Source organism: Sphingobium lactosutens (assembly GCF_013393185.1).
Classification (GTDB): Bacteria; Pseudomonadota; Alphaproteobacteria; order Sphingomonadales; family Sphingomonadaceae; genus Sphingobium; species Sphingobium lactosutens_A.
The window spans coordinates 57,132-78,633 of sequence record NZ_QJQX01000052.1; the positions used below are offsets into that span (position 1 = coordinate 57,132).

Sequence of the window (21,502 nt, forward strand, 5' to 3'; positions counted from 1 at the left end):
CTCTTATTTTGCGAGCTTGAACACCCAGAGCGCGCCGCCCTGGTTGATGTCCTTGAAGGATTTGGCGACTTCGCCGCCCCAGAGCGGCACTGCGCCGCCCCAGCCCGACATCACCGCCACATATTGTTCGCCATCCTGTTCCCAGGTGACGGGCGATCCGACCACGCCGGACCCGGTCTGGAACTTCCACAGTTCCTGCCCGGTTTTGGCGTCGAAGGCCTTGAGATAGCCCTCCGGCGTGCCGGTGAAGACGAGGTTGCCGCCGGTGGTCAGCACGCCGCCCCAGAGCGGCGCCTTGTTCTTATATTCCCACATGATCTTGCCGGTCCTGGGGTCCATCGCGCGGAGCACGCCGATATGATCGTCCGCGATCGGCTTGATGGTGAAGCCCGCGCCCAGATAGGCGGCGCCCTTCTTGTAGGCGATGCCTTCGTTCCAGATGTCCATGCCCCAGTCGTTGGACGGGATGTAGAACAGGCCGGTGTCATGGCTGTAGGCCATGGGCATCCAGTTCTTGCCGCCAAGGAAGGAGGGGGAGGCGAAGACGGGCTTGCCCTTTTCCGTTCCGGGGGCGGGCGGACGGCCTGCCTCGATATAGTTGGGGCGGCCGGTCTTGGGGTTGATGCCGTCGGCCCAGGTGGTCTGCATCACGAATTTGGATGCGCTGATAAATTTCCCGTTGGTGCGGTCGAGTATGTAGAAATAGCCGTTGCGATCAGCCTTCGCGCCGAGCTTCATCGGCTTGCCCTTGATCGTCGCGTCGAAGGGAATGAACTCGTTCACGCCGTCGAAATCCCAGCCGTCATGCGGCGTGGTCTGATAATGCCATTTGATGAGGCCGGTGTCGGGATCGATCGCCAGCGTCGAACTGGTGTAGAGATTGTCGCCGGGGCGCAGATGGCTGTTCCAGGGAGCCGGGTTTCCGGTGCCGAAGAAGAGCAGGTTGGTTTCCGGGTCGTAGGTGCCGCCGAGCCAGGTCGCGCCGCCGCCGGTCTTCCACAGGTCGCCTTGCCAGCTGGCGTTGGTCTTGCCGGTGATGCCGTTATCCTTGCCCCGCAGCGTTCCCATATGGCCTTCGATCACCGGGCGATGCCAGATGAGTTCGCCGGTATTGACGTCTCTTGCTTCAACGGCCCCCACGACGCCGAATTCGCCGCCGCTGTTGCCGGTGATGACCATGCCCTTGACGATAATCGGCGCTGCGGTGGCGCTATAGCCTTCCTTGTAATCGGCGATCTGCTTGTTCCAGACGACCTTGCCGGTGTTGCGGTTGAGGGCCACGATACGGGCGTCGAGCGTCGCGAAGATGATCTTGTCGCCATAGATGGCCGCGCCGCGATTGACGACGTCGCAGCAGGGCATGATCGCTTCGGGCAGGCGCGCGTCATATTGCCATTTTTCCTCGCCCGTGCGGGCGTCGAAGGCGAAGACGCGCGAATAGCTGCCGGTGACGTAGATGGTGCCGTCATAGACGATCGGCTGGGCTTCCTGTCCGCGCTGTTTCTCGCCGCCTAGCGAGGAGGCGAAGGCCGGCACCAGCTTCGCCACGTTGGACGTGTCGATCTGCTTGAGCGTACTGAAGCGCTGCGCCTGCGGGCCCATGCCATAGGTCAGCACGTCGCCGGTCGAGGCCGCGTCGTTCATCAGGTCTGCGTCATTTGGTCCGGCAGTACCGCCCTGGGCCAAAAGTGGCGCCCCCGCCACGACGAGCGCAAGCGCGGCGGCACTGCCGAGCGAGCGCAGGATACGTCCCTTCATCATCATCCTCCCTTGTTCGGGAATGGCCTGCATTCCCTTGCGAAAATCAGCCTATGCTCGTTGGCGCAGGCAGCAATTGGACCTTGGGTCGGGCGGTTCAGCCTGCGGCGACGGGCGCCATGTAGGTGACGCCATGCGCGGCGAAGAGCGCCTGCATCTCGCCCGACGAGACCATCCCGCTCATGATTTCCTCGATCGCGTCGCCCAGCGTGCGGCTGTTTTCCTTGACGGCAAGGCCGATGTCCCAGCCGGCGGAGGTGAAGGCGGGAAGGGGCATTTTACGGCGCGCGACGCCGCCGGCACCGCGTTCGTGCAGCACCGCCTCGATCTGGGCACGGCTGGCGAGGACGCCGTCGGCCTTGCCGTCGATCATCGCGTTCACGGCTTCCGCGCCGCTCATATAATGGGTGACGTCTTTCGACAGTGCGCCACCGAACGCGCCGATCAGGTAGAAGTCGGGAATGCTGTCCAGTTCGGCGGCGAGCCTTTTGCCCTTCCACTGGACCGGCGGGGCGTCGCAGTCGATATCGTCATGCCGCCCCGCGAACTGGAATGTCTCGCGATAATAGGGCGCGATGATCGCAACCTGGTCGTTGCGAGCGGCAAAGGTCCGGTCGAAGGGAATGTGCAGCATGATGTCGGCGGGCATGAAGCCCAGCAGGCCGCCCTTCCACACCGCGTTGCGCAGATCGTCGTCAACGCTTTCGTCGGCCGTGATCTGCGCCACGTCGGCGCGCAGGTTGAGCTTGCTTGCCAGCGCCTTTGCCAGGTCGACGTCGATGCCGACCAGCTTGCCGTCCTTCTCCCAGGACCAGGGGCGGTTGTCCCTGTAGACTGCGACCCGAAGGGTTCCCAATTCCCTGACCCTGGCGAGCGGCGCGGCGCCTGCAGGATTTGGAGCGAGGGCAGGAAAGGCGCCCGCCACCGCCATGGCGCCCGCACCCTGCAACAAAGCGCGCCGGCTCAACATCGCCTCAACCCTCGTGCTTGGTTTCGAGCCAGGCGCGGATCGCCCAGCCCGCCTTCTGCCCCAGCACGTCGCCGAAGGGCGGCATATAGACCTTGCCATCATGGGCCGAACCATGGCGGAAGCGTTCCATGAACCATTGGTCGCCGGTCTCGCCCAGTTCCAGATAGCGAAGGTCGGGCGCGATGCCGCCGCTTTCGGCGTCGAGGCCATGGCAACGCGCGCAATTCTGGCCATAGGCCGACTGGCCGATCTCCACCGCCTTGGCATTGCCGCTATAGGGGTTCTTTTCCAGCCAGTCCTGACCGATTTCCGGCAGCGCGGTCGTATCCACCGCCTGCGGCACCACGTCGCCATGCGCCATCAACTGGCCGGCGGTGGTGCCGCCCAATAGGACCATGGCGCCCAGCAAGATCATGCGACCCTTGTTCATCTACCCTATCCTCACCCTGCATCTGTCCCTGTTGCTGGCGAGTGTAGGCTGGTGCGGTGTTCGGCCCCATTGACCATTGGTACTATCCCGCGCGCCGGGCAGGGCGACTAGACCCTTGGGAGGAGAGGAATGAGGAAGGGCAAGACAATGAAATCCATATGGCTGGCGGGGCTTTTCCTCTTGCCGGGGACAGCGTTTGGCGAGACGCTCTACGTCTCGAACGAGCGTGGCAACAGCGTGTCGGTGATCGATGCCGCGACGCAGACCCTGATCGCGACATGGTCGGTGGGCGGGCGTCCGCGCGGCATCACCGTGTCGAAGGACGGTAAATATATCTATCTTTGCGCCAGCACCGACCATGCCGTGCAGGTGATCGAACGGGCGACGGGCAAGATCGTCGCCGAACTGCCGTCCGGGGAAGATCCCGAGCAGTTCTTTCTTTCGCGCGACGGCGAGACATTGTTCGTCGCCAATGAGGATGGAGCCGCACTGACCGCGATCGACCTCGCGACGAAGAGCGTGGCGTTCCAGGTCGATGTCGGCGGCGAGCCGGAAGGGGTCGCGCAAAGCCCGGACGGCCGGTGGGTCGCTGTCACCTCAGAGGAGGATAATGTCGTCAACTGGATCGACCTGAAGTCGAAGGCAATGGTCGAGGAGACGCCCACCGATCTGCGCCCCCGGCATGTCGAGTTCACCGCCGATGGCAAGGAATTGTGGATTGCGGCGGAGGTGGGTGGCACGGTCCAGATTGCGGACACGGCGACGAAGAAGGTCATCGCGACGCTCAATTTCGAGATACCGGGCGTCGGCGCACACAGGATATTGCCCTGCGGCATCCGTTTCACGCCGGATGGGCGGACCGCGATCGTGGCGCTGGGACGGGCGGATCATGTCGCGCTGGTCGATGTCGCCACCCGAACGGTGCGGGCCTATGTGCCCGTGGGCAAGCGCGTCTGGCATGTCGCGGTGAGCGCCGACGGGACCAGAGCGTACAGCGCCAATGGTCTTTCGGACAATGTGTCCGTGATCGACCTGGCCAATGCGAAGGTCGTCGGCACGGTCGCGGTCGGCACGGCGCCGTGGGGAATCGCCATCGCGCCCTGATCTTTCTCACCGATCCAAGGGAGGAGAACCTAAGTTCAATTTCCGCCCTGACCGGCTCAGCCCACTCTCCCTCCAGCCGGGGGCTTTACCGGCGCGATAAGAGGGAGGATGTTATGGGAAGGACGCTGCTCCTAGCGAGCGCGGCCATGGGGCTGCTTTGTGCGACCGCCACGCCAGTCATGGCCGGAACGACGGCCGATCTGCTGAAGCGACTGCACGAAAAGGGAATCCTCTCCGACGAGGAATTTCAGGAATTGTCGAAAAGCGAGAATGCGGAGGTCGCCACTGCGCCGGCCACGCCGCCCGCATCGGCCGCTGCGGCGGCGCTGGACGACAAGCGGATCGTGCGGATGAGCGAGAGCGGCGTCGGCATGGAAGTCGCCGGCGTGACGATCAAGCTGTCGGGGTCGGTCAACGGCTTCTACGTCCATGACAATGGCGAAGCGCCCAATGCCACCAACGCCGTCGTCGGCGGCGTGGCGACGGTTGGCGGCAACAGTTCGGCGATCCGCAACGGCCTGCTGCCCGGCTTCCTGAAGTTCGACGTCACCACCAATCAGGGCGGCTGGGACGTAGGCGCGCATTTCGGCATGTATCCGGGCATCAACTCGGTCAGCTATACCGGCGGCGGCGCGAACAGCCCCGGCAATCCGCGCGGGCTTCAGACAGCGGGCATCGACTTCCGCCAGACCTATCTGACCTTCGGCCGGGCGGGCTTCGGCGAGGTGAAGATCGGCCGCGACATCGGCCTGTTCGCGTCGGAGCAGATATTGAACGACATCACTCTGCTGTCGTCGGGCACGCCGGCGGGCAATGTCGCGCCGTCCAACACGACACTGGGGCGGATCGGCGTGGGCTATATCTACACCGACTTCCAGCCGCAGATCACCTATACCACGCCCAATTTCAGCGGCTTCACGGCCAGCATCGGCATTTTCGAGCCACTGTCCTCGCTGACCGGACCGGAGGAAGCGAACAAGGAGCCGGGCTTCCAGGGCAAGCTGGTCTATGACGGCAAGTTCGGGGATATCGCGACGCGCTTCTGGGCGGCGGGCATCCGGCAGAAGCATGATGTGATCGCCGGGCCGGATTATACCGGCTGGGGCTGGGACGCGGGTGCGAAGGTGACGGTCGGGCCGCTGACCATGGTCGGCACCTATTATGACGCATCGGGACTGGGCACCACGGCGCTCAACCTGTTCGACACCGACGGGCTGGGCAACAAACGCGACAGCCACGGCTTCTACCTGCAAGGCCTCGCCACATTCGGCAAAGTCTCGGTCGGCGGCAGCTATGGCGAGAGCAATCTCGATTATGCCAATGGCGTCGACGCGATCGCCAACCCGACGCTGGTCGACAAGAACAGCAGCTGGGTCGGGCAGTTGCGCTATGGGCTGACCAGCTGGGTGACGCTGCTCAGCGAATATGTCCACACCAGGTCGGAAGCGCATAACGGCAACCGCGCCCGTTCGGACGCGATCGCGGCGGGCGCCATTCTCTTCTTCTGACCCAAGGACCAATGTCACGGGGCGGGGGCTGCATCCTAAGAAGATGCAGCCCCTTTCCATTTGCAAAACCGGAGACAAACCACAAAAGGGGGCCAAGTCGAGGGGAGCGCCATGAAGAAGCCGTTTCTGTCCATTCTGTTGTTGACCGTTCCCACCATCGCCTGGGCCGAAGCGCCGGGGGATGCACCGTCCATCGTCGTGACGGGCACGGGGCTGGAGCTGCCGCCGGGAACGCCCGCCTATGGATCGGTGGTGATCGACCGGCAGCGGTTGATGGACAGTGCGTCGGGACGGATCGAAACGGTGCTGGGCGATGTCGCCGGGTTTCAGCAGTTCCGCCGGTCGGACAGCCGGTCGTCCAACCCGTCCAATCAGGGCGCGACGCTGCGCGCGCTGGGCGGCAATGCGTCGAGCCGGACGCTGATGCTGCTGGACGGCGTGCCGATCGCCGATCCCTTCTTCGGCTATATTCCATTCAGCGCGCTGGCCCCGGAACGCCTGTCTGTGGTGCGCGTAACGCGCGGCGGCGGCATCGGCGCGTTCGGGGCCGGCGCGGTTGCCGGCACGATCGAAATGGCGAGCGCGACGCGCGACCAACTACCCGATTTCGCCGCCAGCGCCTTTTACGGCAGCCGCGACGCGACCGAATTGTCCGCGACGGTGACGCCTGACCTTGGCAGCGGCTATGTTTCGCTGTCGGGACGCTGGGACCGGGGCGACGGGTTCCAGACCACGCCCAAGGATCAGCGCAACGCCGCAACCGTGCCAGCCGCCTATGATGGCTGGTCGACCAATTTGCGCGCGGTCGCGCCGATCAGCGCCACGTCCGAACTGCAGTTCCGCGCCACCCTGTTCGAGGATAATCGCACGCTGCGCTTTGGCGGCGCGGACAGCATGAGCCAGGGACAGGATGCCAGCATCCGCTATATCTCGCGCGGGCCGTGGCAGGTGGATGCGCTGGCCTATATCCAGGCGCGCAACTTTTCGAACATTGTGATTTCCTCGTCGACCTTCCGCAAGTCGCTCGACCAGCGGAACACGCCCTCGACCGGCGTCGGCGGCAAGATCGAGCTGCGGCCGCCGGTCGGCGCCGACCATGTGCTGCGCATCGGCGCGGATACGCGCTTTGCGACCGGCGACATGTATGAGGACGCCTATAACGCCAATGTCGCGGCCAATCCGCGCACCTTCCTGCGTCATGCTGGCGGCGACCAGTGGACGACCGGCCTGTTCGTCGAGGATGACTGGAGTATCGGAAAACTGGTCCTGACCGGCGGCGCGCGGGCGGACCGCTGGACGATCCGCAACGGCTTCTACCGGCAAGTGAGCGCTGCGACCGGCGCGGCGACGGGCAGCGACTATGCAGACCGGTCCGACTGGGAAGTGTCGGGCCGGGTGGGCGCACTCTACAAGGCCAGCGACGCGCTGGCGCTGCGCGCGGCCGCCTATAGCGGGTTCCGCCTGCCGACGCTGAATGAACTCTACCGCCCCTTCGTCGTCTTCCCGATCACGACGCAGGCCAATGCGGCGCTGACGCCCGAGAAACTGAAGGGCGTTGAAGCCGGGATCGATCTGACCCCAGGCGAAGGCATCAGCCTGTCGGCCACGGCCTTTTACAACCGGTTGGACGATGCCATCGCCAATGTGACGATCGCGACCAACACCCGCCAGCGGCAGAATGTCGAGCGGATCGTCGCCAAGGGCATCGAACTGGCGGCAATGGCGGAGCTGGGCGATTTCCGCCTGTCGGCCTCCTACGCCTATAGCCACAGCACGGTCCATGCGCCCGGCGCGGCCTTCGACGGCTTCACCCCGGCGCAAAGCCCGCGTCATGCCGCCAGCGCCACGCTCGCCTGGGCGCCAAAGCAGGGACCGTCGCTGTCGGCGACGCTGCGCTATGTCGCGGATCAGTTTGAGGATGACCTGCAAAGCGACGTCCTGCCCGATGCGCTGACGGTCGATGCCATTGCCCGCCTGCCGATCGGCCATGGCGTGACGCTGGTCGCGCGCGGCGAAAATCTGTTCGACGAGGAGATCGTAACCCGCAATGCCGGTGGCTCGATCGACCTCGGCACGCCGCGCACGCTATGGATCGGCGTCAGTTTCAGCCACTGACCCAAGGTATAATGGAGGTCGCAACATCCTCTCCCTAGCCTCTGTTTTCACAACAGAATGGGGAGAGGATGGTGCGGGCTTCAACGGCGCTTCTGGCCGGAACGGCGATGCTATGGGCGGGGCAGGCGATCGCGCAGACGCCTGACGAGGGGGGCGCCGATCGCGGCGCCATCATCGTGACCGCGCCGGGCGGGGCGGTCGATGTCGATGACGCGCTGACGCTGACGCGCGCGGACATCGGCCGGGCCGGGACGCCCGACCTGCTGGGGGCGCTGACCCGGACTGTCGCGGGCATCACCCTGCAGGACGCGCAGGGCAATCCCTGGCAGCCCAATCTTCTCTATCGCGGCTTTACTGCATCCCCCTTGCAGGGACAGGCGCAGGGATTGGCGGTGTATCTGGACGGCGCGCGCTTCAACCAGCCCTTCGGCGATACGGTGGCGTTCGACCTGCTCCCAGAAGCGGCGATCCGCAAGGTCAGCCTGCTCGACGCCAGTCCGGTCTATGGCCTCAATGCGCTGGGCGGGGCGATGCTGATCGAAACGCGCACGGGCCTGTCCGATCCGGGGCTGGAGGCGAGCATGACCGGCGGCCGCTTCGACTATCGGGAGGCCAGCGTCGCCGGCGGTTTCGCGCGCGGCGATTTCAACGCCTATGGCGCATTCCAGTACAGCCATGACGATGGCTGGCGCGCCTTCTCGCCCTCGACGCTTTACAATGGCTATCTCGACCTCGGCTTCGATACCGCGACCGGCGGGCTGCACATGAAGCTGATCGGCGCCGACACTGACTTGACCGGGAATGGCGTCGCGCCGGTGGAATTGCTGGCGGCGGACAGGAGGGCGGTGTTCACCTGGCCCGACAACAGCCAGGCGCGTTACGGCAGGGTGAGCCTGCACCCGTGGGTCGCGCTGTCCGATCGCACCCGGATCGAAGGCACGCTCTATGCCCAGCGATTGACGCTGCGCACGGTCAATGGCGATGCGGCCGACATAGAAGGCTGCGAGGATGACGATGCGGCGGGCCTGCTCTGTCTGGAAACAGTGGGCAGCGACGATGACGAGGAGCAGGCGGTCCTGACCGATGCCGCCGGCAATCCGATCGCGGACAGGCTGGGCGGCGAAGGCTATGGCGTACTCAACCGGGGGCGGACGCACACGCGGGCGATGGGCGCGCTGTTCCAGATCATCGACGAGCGGCCTCTGTTGTCGGGCGACAATCATTTCGCGTTGGGTTTCAGCTACGACAGCAGCCGTACCCGGTTCGACACATCGACCGAACTGGGGGAGATGACCAAGGATCGCAGCGTCGAGGGGCTGGGCGACCTGATCGTGCAGCAGGATGGCGCGATCGCGCCCGTCGGGCTGGTCGCGCATAGCGACTATTGGGGCGCATTCGTGCAGGATCGCCTGCCGATCACTTCCCGCCTCTCGGCCGAAGTCGGGCTGCGCTACAATCATGCGCGGATTGTGTTGCGGGATCAGATCGGCACGGCGCTTAATGGCCGGCACAGCTTCCAGCGGCTCAATCCGGGCGTCGAACTGGACTATAAAGTGAGTGATGGGCTGTCGCTGCGGGCGGGCTATGCGGAGAGCAACCGCGCACCGACTCCGGCTGAACTCTCCTGCGCCGACGAGAATGCGCCGTGCAGCCTGACCAACTTCTTCATCGCCGATCCGCCGGTGAAGCAGGTGGTGGCCAAGAACTGGGAAGCAGGGGCGAGCGGCCATGGCGAGACGGTCGGCTTACGGTTCGACTGGCTGCTGTCGGCCTATCGCACGCGCAACCGCAACGATATCCAATATATCGCCTCGGCTATTCGCGGCCGTGCCTATTTCCAGAATATCGGCAGCACGCGGCGGCAGGGCGTGGAAGCGAGCGTCAAGGCGTCGCGTGGCGGGTTCACGGGCACGCTGAGCTATGCCTTCACCGACGCGACCTATCGCGCGCCGCTGACCCTTTCCAGCCCCGCCAACCCGGAGGCGGATGATGACGGCACGATCGCCATCGCGAAGGGCGACCGGCTGCCCGGCGTCCCGCGTCATAGCGCGACCCTGAGCCTGGACTATGCGACCGCGCGCTGGTCGATCGGCGGCGACGTCATCGCGCGGTCGGGCCAGTATCTGGTCGGGGACGAGGGCAACGACACGGCGAAGCTGCGCGGCTATGCCGTGGTCAATCTCCGCGGCAGCGTGACGATCGTGCCGGGCGTCAGCCTGTTTGGCGAACTGCGCAACGCCTTCAACCGGCGCTATGCGACCTTCGGCACCTTCAGCGAAGTGGACGAGATCGACCTGGAGGAAGCGCCGGGCGTATCCAACCCGCGCGCCTATGGACCGGGGGCGCCGCGCCGCTGGTATCTGGGGGTAAAGACGCTATTCTGATCCTCAGCCCTGAATATCGATCCGGGGCAACAGCTTCGCCTCCAGCCCCGGATACAGGTGCGACACGCTCCGCTGATATTCGTAGCGGGCGACGGCCATGGTCGAAAAGCGATCGGGGATCGGCATCTCGCCTGCCTCCACCATATCGAGGCCGCTCTTCACCGCTTGTGTCAGTGCGTCTTCGATCCAGTCGATCCAGTCGCGCGTCTGGTCGATCGCGGCCGTCCCGTCGGGATCGAAAGGACCATGACCGGGGATCACGCCGCCATGCCGCTCCGCCTTCAGCCGGTCGAGACTGGCGCGCCAAGCGGTCAGGGCTGCGGTGGGCGTACTGGGCGCGCGATCGTGGAAGATCAGGTCGCCGCCGATCATGAGGCCCGTCTTCGAGTCGACCAGCGCCAGGTCCGCGCTGCTATGGCCGGACAGGGCGAGCAATTTTAAACGCCTGCCGCCGAAATCCTCGCTGTCGGTCGCTATCGGACGGCCCGGAAGGATCAGGTCGGTTCCGCGCATCCAGTCACCGAGCAGGCGATACATGGCATCCGAAAATCCTTGCCCCTGTTCGCGCAACGCATCGATCATGCCGGGCAGGGCGACAACGATGGCCGGATCGAAGGCGGCGATGCCCAGCCCATGGTCGGGATGGAGGTGGGTCGCATAGACCCGGACCAAGGGCTTGCCGGTCAGCTGTTCCGCCACGCGTCTGAGCGCGTGCGCATAGCGGAGCGACGGCCCGCAATCGCAAAGCACCGTGCCGGCGGGCGTGTCGATGATCGCGATATTGGCGATGGCGCCGCCATTGTCGGCTTCGATCGGGGCGTCAGCGCCATGAACCATCCAGATGCCGTCCGCGACCGGAACCGGGGCGACGGCATAGTCAGCGGCTCTCGCGACGGCGGGCAGGGCGGCGAGGCCGCCGATCAGCATCCGCCGCGACAGGATCATCGCGCTGCCGCCATCGGCGTCTGTTTCGTTACCGTCACGGTCGCGCGATAGTCCCGGCCGTTGGTGTCGCGGGCCTCGATCGCCAGCACATCCCCGGCTCTGGCGGCGGGGATCAGGGTGATCGCCGGATCTTCCGCGACGCTGGCCCATATCTCCATCTCGCCCAATATCCTGCCGGCCTGGGTCTTCACCGTCAGTTCTTCGAGATGATAGGTCGCGATATTGGCGACCAGCCCCGTGTCCATCGGGTGCCGAAAGGACAGGCGCAGCTTTGCCTCGTCTCCCGGCAGCGGCCAGGCTTGGCCGCGTATCTCGCCCAGATACTCGGCCCAGTCGCCCTTGACCCGACTGACCGGAGGCGTTGAGCAGCCTCCGCCCGCCGCGTCGATCCAGCCGCCCGACACCAGCCACGCGCCGCTCGCCAGTTGCACCGCCCCGCGCACCGGCGTACGCTGGTCCAGCTTGATCCGCGTGGCAAGATAGGGTTCGGCGCCTTTCGGGCGGTAATCGATTGCGACGGGAATGGGATTGAGATCGGCGAACAGGATGATGCGTTTCACCCCCTCTATGCCACGCGCGTCGATCGCGACCGGGAAGGCGCGCTGGTTTTCGGCGATCGGCGGGAAATCGACCTTCACACGGTTGTCGAACTGCACCGGATCGTCGCCGAACAGGGTGCGCGCATGGGCCGTCCACATCGGCGATCCAAGCGGGTCGGCGGGATAGCCGCCCTGTGCCTGCGCTGCCGGAGCGGCCAGCAGGGTGAGCAGCAGCGCCGTCATGCCTTTCATATCCTTCTCCCTAAGTGCAGGATTATCGCACGTCGATGGCTGCTACCATTGCACCTTCGGCCATTGGTTTATGGAGGGGATATGCGCCGCGCCTTGTCGATTGTCGTCATGGCGGCGTTGAGTCTTGCCGCGCCACCCACAGCTGCGCAGGTCGGCACGCTGTTCAACAGGGAAGGCTATCGCATCGCCCATTATCGTGCGCCGGCGCATCGTGCGCCCGCCGGTGTCGTGCGCATCGCTCCTGCGGCTGCGGCGCAGTTGCGGCCCGACGTCGATGCGTTGTTTATCGATGTGCTTCCGGCTGAAGGTGGTCAGCGCCAAGCCGACGGCCTTTGGCGACTGGCACGACCGCATGAGAGCATCCCCGGAGCGCGCTGGTTCCCCGAGGCCGGGCGCGGCGAACTGGCCGACGATGTCGAGGGCTGGTTCCTGGCAGGCATCGGCCGATTGAGCCATGGCAGGCGCGACAGGCCCATCATCCTCTTCTGCCTGGCCGATTGCTGGATGAGCTGGAACGCAGCGCGCCGGCTCAAGGCACAGGGCTACCCGCAGGTCTGGTGGCTGGCGGAAGGCGTCGACGGCTGGCGCGATCTTGGCCTGCCGCTCGCGCCCGTCACGCCCGGCGGCGGAGTTGCGCGCTGACCCGATCCTGCACGGGCGCTGAACCGCCGGTTGGACCAAAGGCCAATTGCGGAAGATCAGGGAAAGCAGGCATTTCTGATGTCAATCCGGCGCCGGACGCCGTGGGAATGCCATTGGAGAGTGCCTTGATCGAGAACCGTCATTTCGCCCGTCTCGCCGCCGCTGCGCTGCTGCTGTCGCCCCTGTCGGCGCCGCTACCGGCGATGGCGAAGGACATCGTCGTCCAGATGAAAAATCAGGGGGCCGATGGCGCCATGGTGTTCGAGCCGTCCTTCGTGAAGGCGGCGCCCGGAGACACCATCCGCTTCAAGCCGACCGACGCCAGCCATAATGCCGAAACCATGGCCAACATGCTCCCTGCCGGGGTAACGCCGATGAAGGGCGGCATGAACAAGGAAGCGGTGCTGACCGTGACCAAGCCTGGTCTCTATGGCATCAAGTGCATGCCGCATTATTCGATGGGGATGGTGGCGCTGGTGCAGGTCGGCAAGCCGACCGCCGCCGAGATCACTGCCGCCAAGGCGGTCAAGCTGCCGCCTTTCGCCGCCAAGCGCATGAATGTGGCGCTGGCCAAGGTGAAATAGGCCGCAGCTATTTGCAGCGTTGGAGACAGCGATCGGGGCGGGCACGATGCGTGTCCGCTCTTTTCGTCATGGCATCCGGAAGCCGGATAGGCCGACTTTAAAAGCAGCGATGCAAGAAGAAAATGGTGGACGCATTTTTTTAGGACTCGAACCAAGGACCCGCTGATTAAAAGGGCGATCGATGTTGTAGAGGTCGCGATAGGTCTGCACGTCGTCGCGCGCGCCGGACGAAGAAGTCGCTAGTCGTCGAATTGCCGCGGAACACTGGTGGTCCGATTCTGACATTCGGTACCGCTTGAGGCGATGTCGCACACGAATGTCAGAATATGTTCGGACCACTAGAAATATTGATTCTAGTGGATTTTACGATTTTGACATTTGTAGACCCATCCCAACCGCCAGGGGATGCAAATGTCAAAATCAATCCATTGGCGTCTCGCGATTGCCTTCGCCCTATGTGGAGAAGACGCCCGGGACATAGCGGATGGCGTCGCCGATGCTGTTGGCTGCCTGATCCTCGATCTGCCTGATCGATATGACGCTGACCGACTGCGACATGCCGATCAGCGGTGTGTCCGCGCGCGTGGCGCTGATCGATCGGTTTACCTTGTACGACGTCTGCGCGTCACTGGCGTCAATCGCGGTGTCAGTGACCGTAACCGAGCCGAAAGGCTGCTTCAGGGCGTCGCGCAACTGGCTCGTCCGGACATGGACATCTTCTATTTCTATATCGTCCCAATGTTCTGGTAATATCGGCGTGCCAGCCGCACTTCGATCCCGAATCCGGATGCAGGGAGGATCGCTGCAGATCCGCCATGCATACGCGCGACAGCCGCCACCAGAGCGAGACCCAGCCCATGGCCATCGGTGGACCGGCTGGCTTCTGACCGGCTGAACCGGTCAAACAGGCGGGGGATATCTTCCTCAGGGACGCCCGGACCATCGTCGTGTACGCATAGGCGGAGGAAATCTTCGTCCGGAGAGAGCGTGATCGAAACCCGCGTGCCGTAAGGTGTATGCCGCAGCGCATTGTCGAGCAGATTTGCGACCAACTGACGCAACAGGCGGCGGTCGCCATGCAGATTGAGATCGCGCGCAACACTGGATGAAAGCCGATGCGCAGAAATCTCGAAATCGGGATTATAAGAATCGACCAGATGATCGACCAAGTCGGTCATGGAGAGATTACGGAAATCGCGACGTAGCGTCCCGGCCTCGACTTCTGAAATGCGAAGGATCGCAGCGAACAGCTCCAGCAATTCGCGCGATTCCGTGGAGGCGGCCTCAATCGCTGCTATTCTTTCATCGCCCTCTCTTGTCAGCGCTTCATGTAACCTGTTGTGCACGCGGGTCAGTGGCGTGCGCAGGTCGTGAGCGACATCGCTCGACACCTGCCGCAGATTTTCGACCAGGGCGGCATTGCGGTCGAGCATATGGTTCAGCGTTTCGGCGACCCGGTCGAACTCGCTGCCCGACCCGTCGAGCGGCATACGCTGGTGCAGATCGCCGGCTATAATCACCTGGGCCGCATCGTCGAAGCGGCGTAGTCTGCGCTGCGTCACCACGCCCACCGTCCATGCGCCACCGACCGCGAGCAGCAACATATAGGCGAAAGCGGCAAGGAACAGCTTCAGGATGGTGATGTCCATCTCGTCGATCACTTGACGATCCCCGGCGACAAGAAGTCTGCTCCCATCAGGCAGGCGCGTCGTCAGCGATTGGGCGATGCCGTCGTCCCGGCCATAGGGCAGCAATTCGACATAGCCTGGCGTCGCGGGCACCTGCGCCTCGAAAGCGCCAGCCAGTCGCTTGTCCTGCGGATCAAGCAGGATATAGCCCAAGCTTGCCGTGCTATGGGCCGCATCACGCTGTTGTATCAACGCCGCCAGCCGCGGCGTGCCACCATTGCCGGTCCGGGCGAGCAACGCGCGGGTTTCGGTGGCGATGCGATGGTCGAGCTGCACTTCCATCGCTTCATGTACCACGGCATAGGCCAGCACCCCGATCACAACCGTGGCAAGGGCGAAAATCAGGCTTACCATCGCGGTAAGGCCGAATGTGGTGCGCCAGGGACGGCGCATCAATCGCTCCGGATCATATAGCCGGCGCCGCGCACGGTTTCGATCGCATCGACCGCGAATCCAGCGTTGAGCTTCGCTCGCAGGCGGCTGAGATGAGTTTCCACGATATTGGTCTTGGGCTCGAAATCGAAATCCCATACCCGTTCCAGTAACATCGTGCGGGTCATGACACGATGGCTGTTGCGCATCAGCTCGGCCAGCAGCAAGAATTCTCGCGGCTGAAGCGCCACCTTCCTGCCCGCCCGGTGGACCGTGCGACGATGCAGGTCGATTTCTATGTCGCCGATTGTCAGTTTCGCTGTCTCTATCTGCGGCGACTGGCGACGACCGAGGGCATTGATGCGCGCCACCAGTTCGGAAAAGGCGAAGGGCTTGACCAGATAATCGTCGGCGCCGGCCTCCAGCCCCTCCACTCGATCGGCAATCCGGCCGATGGCGGTCAGCATCAGGACGGGCATATTGTTGCCCGCAGCGCGCAGCATCTTGACCAGTGAAAGCCCGTCGAGGCCCGGCAGCATCCGATCGACAATGATCGCGTCGAAATCGCCATCGGCCGCCTGGAACAGGCCATCGCGCCCCTCAGCCGCGACCGTTACGGCGTGGCCGATCTCCCGCAGGCCGCGTTCGACGAAGTCGCGGGTTTCGCTGTCGTCTTCGATGATGAGGATGCGCATGACGTCTCCTAACCGATCGGTCGCACGGGATCGAGAGGCTGTAGCGCGTCCTGCCATCCGCCGCCCAGCGCCCGGAAAAGCGCGACATAGGATTGGGCGATCAACAGGTCAGATTGCGCGGTCGCCAACGCAGCGGTTGCCCGCGTGCGTTCCGCATCGATGGCGAGCAGCGGCGACACGTCGCCCAGACGCGCGCGCGATGCCGTGCGGCGGGCATAGAGCGCCGCCTCGTTGGTCGCCGTCGTCAGCGCGCTATTGCGCTGCGCTTCCGCCTGAATAACCGCCAGCGCGGTTTCCACTTCGCGCAGCGCCCGCAGGATGGCGACATCCCAACTGGCCAGCGCGCCGCGCTCTTTAGCCTGAGCCTGCGCGATCTTGGCCCGCGCGGGCGCCTGATTAGGAAAAGCCCAGCTAATGAGCGGGGATGCAGTCGCGGCGAACCCGCCGGACAGCAGGCCCAACGCGCCGCCCAGATTGACTTTGGGATAGAGTTCGGCGCGGGCCACGCCGATCCCGGCGGTGGCGGACGCCAGCCTGCGTTCCGCCTCTCGAATGTCCGGGCGACGGAGCAGAAGCGCCGCGCCGTCACCAACTGGGGCGGCCGCTGTCAGCCGGGGCAGCGCCGCGCAGTCAATGGCGGCGATGTACGCATCAGTCGGTGGCCGCCCCTGAAGGGTGGCGAGACGATAGCGTGCGCCATCGCGCGCGGCGTCGAAGGACGGCAGCATAGCGCGGGAGCTGGCAAGAAGGCTGGCCGCCTGCGACACCTCCAGCGGAGAAAGTTCTCCGGCGCGATATTGTGTCTGCACGCCCTTGAGGTTGCGCTCCTGCGTCGCGACGATTTCGCGCGCGATCCGGCCAACATGGGTCGCGCCGCACAGGTCTACATAGGCCAGCACCGTGTCGGCTGCGATGGAAACGCGTACCCCGTCCATCGCGGCCGCCTGCGCGTCAGCATCGGCTTGCGCGGCCAGCGCCCCCGACCTCAGTCGTCCGAACAGGTCGATGTCCCAACTGATCGTTGCGGCGGCGTCATAGTCGCTGGCGGACACATTGGCAGCGCTTGGCTGGCCGGACGGATTGTCCACGCTCATGCTGCTTTCGATAATCGGCTGCGGCAACCGTGCGGCGTCGGCTTGCCGCATCGCGGCGCGGGCTGCGTCCAGATTGGCATAGGCGACGCGCAGATCGGCATTGGCGGCGAGGCTCGCCTGCACAAGGCTGTCCAGTTGCGCATCGTTGAACAGGCGCCACCACTGGTCCGGCACCGGTGCGATCGACGCAGCGGCCCGTGTCGTGAAAGGGGGGCTGGCCGTCGGCGGCGCGACGCGGACGGGCGGGGGCGATGCGGCCATGCAGCCGCCTGCCAGAAGCGCGCCCAATGCGCTAAAACGGTGGATCATGCCGCGTCTCCCTTCGCCGCCGGTGCTCGCTCGGTCGCGCCCTGCGGATCCTCGCCGAAGCGCGCATAGAGCGCGGGCATCAGGAACAGGTTAAGCAGGGTCGAGGACACAAGACCACCCAGGATCACGATCGCCATCGGATGCTCGATCTCATGGCCCGGCGCATTGCCCGCCACGATCAGCGGCACCAATGCAAGCCCCGCGCACGCCGCCGTCATCAGGATCGGCACCAGCCTCTCCTCCGCACCACGCAGGATCAGGGCAGGGCCGAATGGCTCGTGCTCATGAACCCGCAGATGATGATAATGGGATAGCAGCATGATGCCGTTGCGCGCGGCGATGCCGATCACCGTGACGAAACCGACCAGTGAGCCAAGCGACAGCAGGCCGCCGGTCAACGCCACCGCCACCACGCCGCCGACGAGGGCGAAGGGCAGGCTGATTGCGACCAGCGCCGTGATCCGCCCGGACCGGAATTCCAGCCCCACCAGGATCAATATGCCGATCAGGCACAACAGTCCGGTCGTCCAGAGCCGCTGGCGCGATTCCTTCAGAGCGGCATATTCACCCAGCACCTTGGCATGATAGCCCTGTGCAAACGGCGTCTGCGTCACGGCCTGCTCCACGGCCCGCGCCACGGTGCCCAGATCCGATCCGCTGACGTTCAGCGTTACGTCCAGACGGCGCTGGCCGTTTTCGCGTTTGACTTCGTTGGGTGCGGGTTGGATGCGCACATCGGCGACATCGCGCAGCCGCACCGGCGTTCCCGCGGGCGTCTGGATCATCAGATTCCGAAGCGCGTGAAGGTCGCCCCGGATCGCCGGCTCGCCCCAGATCGCAACGTCGAACGCCTTCTGGTCGCGATATACCTCGCCAAGCTTCTGCCCGGCGATCAGGCTTTGCGCCTGCCGACGGACTTCGCCCGGCGTCAGGCCCAGCGTCGCCATGTCGGCGGGGCGGGGACGGATCTGGATTTGCGGCACCAGCACTTGAGATTCGACCTTTAGGTCCGCCACGCCGTCCAGATGCGCGATCTTTGCCTTCAGTCGATCAGCGCTGGCGCGCAATTCGGCTTGGTCGGGGCCGAAAATGCGCACGACGACTGTAGCGCCCGCGCCTGACAGCACTTCCTTGATCCGTTCACGCAGATAGGTGAGAACGTCGCGGAACAGGCCAGGATAGCCTTCGATCACTTCCTTGATCTTCGCCACACTGCCGTCATAGTCGGCCTTCTCGTCTAGACTGATCCACAATTCGGTGAAGTTCGGACCAACCACTTCGTCGGCGGCCTCGGCGCGGCCGATATGCGCGCCGAAATTGCGGACGCCGGGGATGGCGCGCAGTTCCTTCGACACCTTGATCGTGATCCTGTCCATCGCCTCGATCGAAGAGCCGGGCTTTTCCAGCCAGTGCATCAGGAAATCGGTTTCACGAAAATCGGGCAGGAACTGGTCCTCGAACGTCGCGTAGCCGATGCCAGCGAGCAGCAGTCCGCCAGCCACCACGCCCATCACCGAGCGCGGTGCGTCGATCAGGCGGGGCAGGGCGGCGGCATATCGGCGCTTGAGCGCAGCCACGAAGGGCGTGTCCCGTTCGGCCTTGAGTGGCGCATTGGGTAACAGGAGCAGACACATTGCAGGCGTCACGACCAGCGCCACCAGCAGCGACGCGCCGATCGCCAGCACATAGGCGATCGCCAGCGGCTGGAAGAAGGTGCCAGCCACGCCACCAAGGAAGAAGATCGGCAGGAACACCAGCATCACGATCAGTGATGCGAACACGACCGCCGAACGCACCTCCAGCGATGCCGTCAGCACAACGTCGAAGGCGGATCGGGGATGGTCTGCTTGCCCGTTGAGCCGCAGGCGGCGAGCTATATTCTCGACGTCGATGATCGCATCGTCCACGACCTCGCCCAGCGCGATGACGAGGCCCGCGATGACCATCGTGTTGATCGTCGTGCCGCTCCACAGCAGGACGAGACCCGCGCCGAGCAGCGAAAGGGGGATCGCGACCAGACTGATCGTCGCCTGCCGCCAGTCGCGAGTGAAGAGGAACAGCACGACAGCGACAAGAAAGCAGCCGATCGCCAGCGCGCGGGTCAGATTGTCGATCGACCGTTCGATGAAGGTGGCTGGGCGGAAGATCGTGCTGTCTATCTTCACGTCCTTCAGGCCCGGTTTGATCTCGTCGAGCGCGGCCTCGACTGCGTGTGTCAGGTCCAGCGTGTTACCGGTCGGCTGTTTCTCGACGATGAGCATGATGCCGGGGCCATCGTCGATGATGGCATTGCCGATCGGCGCGGCGAACTCTTCGGACACGCGCGCGACGTCGCCGATCCGCACTGGCGCGTCGCCTGCCAGTTTGATGATGGTGCGGGCCAGATCGTCGGGGGTCTGGATCGCGCCGGGTTGCTGTACCGCCAGCCGCTGGTTGGCGGTATCGACGAAGCCGGCGCCGCCGACCAGCACGGCGTCACCCGCCGCCGCACGCAGGTCGTTCAGCGTTATGCCCGCCGCGCGCAGCCGATCGGGATCGACCAGTATCTGCAACTGTCGGTCGCGCATACCCCACATCGCCACATTGGCGACGCCCGGCACCGCCATCAGGCGCGGCCGGATGGTCCAGCGCACCAGTTCGGATAGTTGCATCTGGTCGAGCTTTTTGGACGAGATGCCGATCTTCATCGCCCGGCTGGTCGAGGACAGGGGCGGCAGCATCACCGGCGGCCGGGCCGCCGTGGGCAGACGGCCCTGCACCTGCGCGACGCGTTCCTGCACCATCTGCCGCGCACGCATGACGTCCGTGCCGCGGTCTAGCAGGATCACGACCGACGACAGGCCCAGCACGGATTTGGAGCGTAGCGTGGCGAGGTTGGGAATGCCGTTAACCTGGGTCTCGATCGGTACGGTAATCAGGCTTTCGACTTCCTCGGTCGACAGGCCTGGCGCTTCTGTCTGGATCTCCACCATCGGCGGAGCGAATTCGGGAAAGACGTCGAGTGGAACGTGGGTGGAGGCGCGTAGACCCAGTACTACCAACAGCGCGGCCATTGCCAGCACCAGCACGCGCTGGGTCAGCGCCGCGCGAACAAGCCATGCCAGCATCAGTGCGCGACCCCGAACTCGGTGCCGAACAATTCCATCGCCCCGGTCGTGACGACGCGCATGCCCGGTTCAAGTCCGCGCGATATGATCGCGCGACCCGCCCCGATAGATGCGATCTCCACGCGCTGGCGCAGATAGTGGTTCGGCTCGGTCTGAACATAGACCCATTCCCCGCCATAAATGTCGCGCAGAATGGCGGAGGGGGGCACCGTCAACCCTTGCTGCATCCGCCCCATCGGTAGCTGAACTGCGACCCTCTGACCGACGCGCCATTCATGGTTGCGATTGTCGATGGCATAATAGAGATCGACGGTACCCGCCACAGCATTGGCCGAAGGCGGCGCCTGAACCGGACGCGCATTGCGGCCAGCGTCGGTCGCGCCCAGCGTCCGGATGAGCGCGGACGAGGATCGGGCCACATCGGCGACATCCGTCCCGGATACGGAGACACGCACCCACAGCGTCTTTTGGCGATCCAGCGCGGAGACGGAAGGCCCCAACAACCGCCGTTGTTCGACCGCCACATTGGCCTGCGCCTGCGCGGTGGCGAGCGCCGCTGCCGCCTCGTCGCGCGCGCGGATGCTGCCCGCCTCTTCGGCCACCAACTGGCTCGCCCGGTCGAGGGCGATGCGGGCGAGGCGGGCCTGGGCGCGCGTCCGTGCGACCTCGCCATCGGCCGCGGCCTGCGCGGTCCCGATCTGGGCAAGGTTGCTGAGCGATCCGATCGGCACGCCGCCCGCGCCATTGGGCACTACGATCTCTCCGCTGGTCTCGCGCATCATCGCGGCTTGGCCTTCGTCAACCTTGACTGTGGCGATGCCGAGCCGCTGGACGGCTTGCGGAGTCAGCGTGAGTTTCAGCAGTTCCGCTTCATGCGTGATCGCCTCCGCCTTGGCCGGGGCCGTCGCGGGCGACTTGGCTTTTTCATCGCACGCCGGCAGCAGAAGCAGAACGCAGAGGCAGGAAATGCGGTGCATGGAGACTCGCCATCAATGAAACAGACCGT

17 protein-coding genes are annotated in these 21,502 nt (G+C 64.8%); 6 read left to right on the forward strand and 11 right to left on the reverse strand.

The window, feature by feature from the left end; all coding sequences use genetic code 11:
- Nucleotides 1–3: 3 nt before the first annotated feature.
- The 3 genes from DM806_RS12340 to pedF all read right to left on the reverse strand — a co-directional run bounded on the left by DM806_RS12340 (nt 4) and on the right by pedF (nt 3,158).
- The gene (locus DM806_RS12340; protein WP_179043495.1) at nt 4–1,758 is read right to left on the reverse strand and encodes a methanol/ethanol family PQQ-dependent dehydrogenase; all 1,755 of its coding nucleotides are present in this window, start codon (nt 1,756–1,758) and stop codon (nt 4–6) included.
- 97 nt (nt 1,759–1,855) lie between these two features.
- Nucleotides 1,856–2,728 carry a substrate-binding periplasmic protein gene (locus tag DM806_RS12345; RefSeq protein WP_179043496.1) on the reverse strand — a complete coding sequence of 291 codons (873 nt, stop codon included), beginning with the start codon at nt 2,726–2,728 and terminating at the stop codon, nt 1,856–1,858.
- A 4-nt stretch (nt 2,729–2,732) separates the two neighbouring features.
- Nucleotides 2,733–3,158: a cytochrome c-550 PedF gene (pedF, locus tag DM806_RS12350; RefSeq protein ID WP_179043497.1), complete on the reverse strand. Its 426-nt coding sequence runs from the start codon at nt 3,156–3,158 to the stop codon at nt 2,733–2,735.
- A gap of 147 nt (nt 3,159–3,305) precedes the next feature.
- Between pedF and DM806_RS12355 the strand changes: the two genes are divergently transcribed.
- The 4 genes from DM806_RS12355 (at nt 3,306) to DM806_RS12370 (ending at nt 10,269) form a co-directional block, all read left to right on the forward strand.
- Nucleotides 3,306–4,262 (forward strand): PQQ-dependent catabolism-associated beta-propeller protein, encoded by a 957-nt coding sequence (locus tag DM806_RS12355; protein WP_179043498.1) that lies wholly within the window; start codon nt 3,306–3,308, stop codon nt 4,260–4,262.
- A gap of 113 nt (nt 4,263–4,375) precedes the next feature.
- Nucleotides 4,376–5,770 carry a porin gene (locus DM806_RS12360; protein ID WP_179043499.1) on the forward strand — a complete coding sequence of 465 codons (1,395 nt, stop codon included), beginning with the start codon at nt 4,376–4,378 and terminating at the stop codon, nt 5,768–5,770.
- A gap of 111 nt (nt 5,771–5,881) precedes the next feature.
- A complete protein-coding gene (locus DM806_RS12365) occupies nt 5,882–7,885 on the forward strand; it encodes a TonB-dependent receptor (protein WP_179043500.1) in 2,004 nt (667 codons plus the stop codon).
- Between the two features lie 68 nt (nt 7,886–7,953).
- The gene (locus DM806_RS12370) at nt 7,954–10,269 is read left to right on the forward strand and encodes a TonB-dependent receptor (protein WP_179043501.1); all 2,316 of its coding nucleotides are present in this window, start codon (nt 7,954–7,956) and stop codon (nt 10,267–10,269) included.
- 3 nt (nt 10,270–10,272) lie between these two features.
- On the opposite strand, the gene DM806_RS12375 is transcribed toward DM806_RS12370, so the two are convergent.
- A complete protein-coding gene (locus DM806_RS12375) occupies nt 10,273–11,214 on the reverse strand; it encodes a quinoprotein relay system zinc metallohydrolase 1 (RefSeq protein WP_179043502.1) in 942 nt (313 codons plus the stop codon).
- A complete protein-coding gene (locus DM806_RS12380; protein WP_372859514.1) occupies nt 11,211–12,005 on the reverse strand; it encodes a quinoprotein dehydrogenase-associated SoxYZ-like carrier in 795 nt (264 codons plus the stop codon). Before DM806_RS12380 ends, DM806_RS12375 begins: the two co-directional genes overlap by 4 nt.
- 81 nt (nt 12,006–12,086) lie before the next feature.
- Here DM806_RS12380 and DM806_RS12385 point away from each other — a divergent pair, with 81 nt between their 5' ends.
- Together DM806_RS12385 and DM806_RS12390 are read left to right on the forward strand one after the other, a co-directional pair.
- On the forward strand, nt 12,087–12,647 hold the full coding sequence (locus tag DM806_RS12385) for a rhodanese-like domain-containing protein (protein ID WP_179043503.1): 561 nt from the start codon (nt 12,087–12,089) through the stop codon (nt 12,645–12,647).
- A 107-nt stretch (nt 12,648–12,754) separates the two neighbouring features.
- Entirely contained in the window at nt 12,755–13,231 is a 477-nt protein-coding gene (locus DM806_RS12390; RefSeq protein WP_179043504.1) for a pseudoazurin, read from the forward strand.
- Between the two features lie 453 nt (nt 13,232–13,684).
- On the opposite strand, the gene DM806_RS12395 is transcribed toward DM806_RS12390, so the two are convergent.
- From DM806_RS12395 to DM806_RS12420, 6 genes are read right to left on the reverse strand one after another with little or no spacing between them, the layout of a single operon-like run.
- Nucleotides 13,685–13,924 (reverse strand): TonB-dependent receptor plug domain-containing protein, encoded by a 240-nt coding sequence (locus tag DM806_RS12395; RefSeq protein WP_218647479.1) that lies wholly within the window; start codon nt 13,922–13,924, stop codon nt 13,685–13,687.
- 32 nt (nt 13,925–13,956) lie between these two features.
- Complete coding sequence (locus DM806_RS12400; protein WP_179043505.1) at nt 13,957–15,312, reverse strand: sensor histidine kinase; 1,356 nt, start codon at nt 15,310–15,312, stop codon at nt 13,957–13,959.
- Nucleotides 15,312–15,986, reverse strand: a complete 675-nt coding sequence (locus tag DM806_RS12405) for a response regulator transcription factor (RefSeq protein WP_179043506.1) — start codon at nt 15,984–15,986, stop codon at nt 15,312–15,314. The genes DM806_RS12400 and DM806_RS12405 overlap by 1 nt, the downstream gene beginning before the upstream one ends.
- Before the next feature lie 8 nt (nt 15,987–15,994).
- Nucleotides 15,995–17,389 (reverse strand): efflux transporter outer membrane subunit, encoded by a 1,395-nt coding sequence (locus DM806_RS12410; RefSeq protein WP_179043507.1) that lies wholly within the window; start codon nt 17,387–17,389, stop codon nt 15,995–15,997.
- Entirely contained in the window at nt 17,386–20,496 is a 3,111-nt protein-coding gene (locus DM806_RS12415) for an efflux RND transporter permease subunit (RefSeq protein WP_179043508.1), read from the reverse strand. The genes DM806_RS12410 and DM806_RS12415 overlap by 4 nt, the downstream gene beginning before the upstream one ends.
- Nucleotides 20,496–21,473, reverse strand: a complete 978-nt coding sequence (locus tag DM806_RS12420) for an efflux RND transporter periplasmic adaptor subunit (RefSeq protein ID WP_179043509.1) — start codon at nt 21,471–21,473, stop codon at nt 20,496–20,498. The genes DM806_RS12415 and DM806_RS12420 overlap by 1 nt, the downstream gene beginning before the upstream one ends.
- Between the last annotated feature and the right edge of the window lie 29 nt (nt 21,474–21,502).